Origin of the sequence: Hyphomonas sp., from assembly GCF_046313735.1 — a bacterium.
In the GTDB taxonomy this organism is placed as follows: Bacteria; Pseudomonadota; Alphaproteobacteria; order Caulobacterales; family Hyphomonadaceae; genus Hyphomonas.
This window is the reverse complement of sequence record NZ_JBKBXW010000094.1, coordinates 1-2,678: the sequence shown is the minus strand read 5'-3', so window position 1 is coordinate 2,678 and position 2,678 is coordinate 1. Positions and strand designations below refer to the sequence as shown.

Below are 2,678 nucleotides of genomic sequence, written 5' to 3'. Positions count from 1 at the left end.
GAAAAGGTCGGGGTGCACTTCTCCGAGGTTCAAGGCACGTTTTCCGAGGCGTTTGCGGCGCAGATCCCTGGGGCAGACCAGTCTGGCGGGCGATTTTGGGCCAGCGGCGTCTCGCTGATTGCCCATCCGCTCAACCCGCGTGTGCCGGCGGCGCACATGAACACGCGGATGCTGGTGACGAGCGAATCCTGGTTCGGCGGCGGCGGCGACCTCAACCCCCTGCTCGACTATCAGCGCCAGCAGGATTTCCCGGACACAGTGGACTTCCACGCCGCGATGGAAGCCGCCTGCGACACCCATCCCGGCGCCGACTACGCGCAGATGAAGGCCTATTGCGACACCTATTTCCACCTCGCCCACCGGGATGAGCCGCGCGGCACCGGCGGCATCTTCTATGACCGGTTCAATACCGGCGACTGGGACGCGGACTTTGCCTTCACCCAGGAAGTCGGCCGCCAGTTTGCGGACATCTACCCCGCCCTCGTGCGCCGGCGGATGATCGAGCCCTGGAGCGCGGAAGAGCGCGAGGCGCAATTGGTCCAGCGCGGGCGCTATGTCGAATACAATCTGCTCTATGACCGGGGCACGACCTTCGGTCTCAAGACCGGCGGCAATATCGAGAGCATCCTCTCGTCCATGCCGCCTGTGGTGAAATGGCCCTGACGGGCGCCCCTGCCCGTCAGCGATCAATGACCTCGAAATCCGCCCAGTCCGGCGCGGCGGTTTCCTTTTTGTAATCGGTGGTGCGGCCATACCAGTTGTTGGTGATCTTGCCAGCGTCGGTCTTGTACCAGCTTTCGCAATTGGCGGCCCAGACGGTCTTGGCGATCTCCGACTGGACGCGGACATTGTACGCCTCCATCGCCTGCGGCGTGACGTCGATGGCCGCGACCTTCGCTCCGGCGATCCGGTCAATGCACTGGATGACATAGTTGATCTGATGCTCGACCATCAGGATGATCGAGTTGTGGCCGAGATTGGTATTGGGGCCGTAAAGCAGGAAGAAGTTCGGGAAGCCTGACACGGCAACGCCCTTGAAGGCCTCCGCACCGTCCCGCCAGGCCTCATTCAGGCTCAGCCCGTTGCGGCCATGAACCTCCATCGGGGTGAGGAAGTCGGTGGCGTTGAAGCCGGTCGCCCAGATGATGACATCGCAGGGATGGGCCTGGCCGTCCTCGCCGATGACGCCGTCCTCGGTGACTTCGGTGATGCCCTGGCGCAGCACTTCGACATTTGGCTGGCAGAGCGCCGGATAATAATCGTCCGAAATCAGGATGCGCTTGCAGCCGGGGTCGAAGTCGGGCTGCAGCTTCGCGCGCAGGCCCGCGTCCTTCACCTGATCTTCCAGATGATCCTGACACATCTTCCGCATCGCATTTGACAGGCCCATCGGCGAGTTCATCAGGAACGCGCCGAAGCCGAAATCCGCATAGGCGCGGATGCGCCAGCGATACCAGTTGATGCGCCAGGGCTGTCTGCGGAAGCTGCGCTTGTCGGCGTCTGTATAGGTGCGCTGGCCGCGCGGGCGGCACCAGGCGGGCGAGCGCTGGAAATTGAGGAGCTTGCCGGCGACCTTCTGGATTTCCGGCACGAACTGCACCGCGCTCGGCCCGTTGCCGATCACCGCGACGGTCTTGCCCTTCAGATCAACCGAATGGTCCCAGCGGGCCGAATGGAAGGCGGCGCCCTTGAATGTCTCCTTACCCGGAAAGTCCGGCGTGTACGGAATGTTGAGCTGGCCGAGGCCTGAGACGAGCACATCGGCGGTGTGCTGCCCGCCTGCCTGGTCCGTCAGCGTCCAGACATTGTCGATATCGCTCCACCGGCAATCGGTGATCTCGGTGTTGAAACGGCAGTGCCGGCGCAGATCATGCTTGTCCGCGAAATCCTCGAAATATTTCAGGATCTGCGGCTGGAGGGACCATTTGTAGTCCCAGTCCGGATTCAGATCGAAAGAGTAGGAATAGAGATGGCTCGGCACATCGCAGCCGCAGCCGGGATAGGTGTTGTCCCGCCATGTGCCGCCCACGCCGCCGGATTTCTCAAACAGCGTGATCGCCTGATAGCCGGCCTCCTTGAGCTTGGCCACCATGCCGAGCCCACTCATGCCTGCGCCGAGAATGGCGATCCGTGTCGATGCCTTGTTGCCGCCCATGTCCATGGTTCAGCCGCCTCCCTGATACGTTTCTTTTCATCAGAGAGTGCGGCAGGCGCGGCGCGGGCGTCAATGGTTCCGGTGGGGCAAGAGCCCCCCGCCTAGCGGCGCGCCTTGATATGCCCGCGTTCACTGGCGGTCAGCAGAAGCGCGCCATCGTCCGTGATCTGGAAGCCCGTCACATCGCCCAGCGCCTTATGCAGCGCGTTCTCCTGACGCATCAGCGGATCCTCGCAGGCCATCTGGGTCGATACGATCGGCCCGAAGGTCAGGCTCTCGCCGGTCAGGGTGAAGGGCGCGCCATAGGAATTGCAGCCGCTCCGCCCGCCGGCCTCTCCGGCGTCGGCATTGAAGTTGATCGTGACCCGCGAGCCCTCAACGAGGGCGGCGTTGTTGATCTCTTCGACCATCCATTCGTCGCCGGCCAGCAGTGAGACCGGCTCTCCGCCGCAGCCCTGGAAGACGCGGTCGCCGTAGTTGACGGTCACGGTGAAAGGATGCGGCATCCCGGTCATGTTGTCGG

Annotated in this window: 3 protein-coding genes; 1 reads left to right on the top strand and 2 read right to left on the bottom strand. The window is 63.3% G+C overall.

Annotated elements, in window-relative coordinates; all coding sequences use genetic code 11:
* The coding region (hemF, locus tag ACK4SV_RS16670; protein WP_409918970.1) for an oxygen-dependent coproporphyrinogen oxidase at positions 1-663 on the top strand (663 nt) is incomplete at its 5' end.
* A gap of 16 nt (positions 664-679) precedes the next feature.
* Here the strand turns inward: hemF and ACK4SV_RS16665 are convergent.
* A complete protein-coding gene (locus ACK4SV_RS16665) occupies positions 680-2,161 on the bottom strand; it encodes a flavin-containing monooxygenase (RefSeq protein ID WP_409918969.1) in 1,482 nt (493 codons plus the stop codon).
* 95 nt (positions 2,162-2,256) lie between these two features.
* Positions 2,257-2,678: META domain-containing protein (locus ACK4SV_RS16660; RefSeq protein ID WP_409918968.1), on the bottom strand; the 422-nt coding region annotated here is incomplete at its 5' end.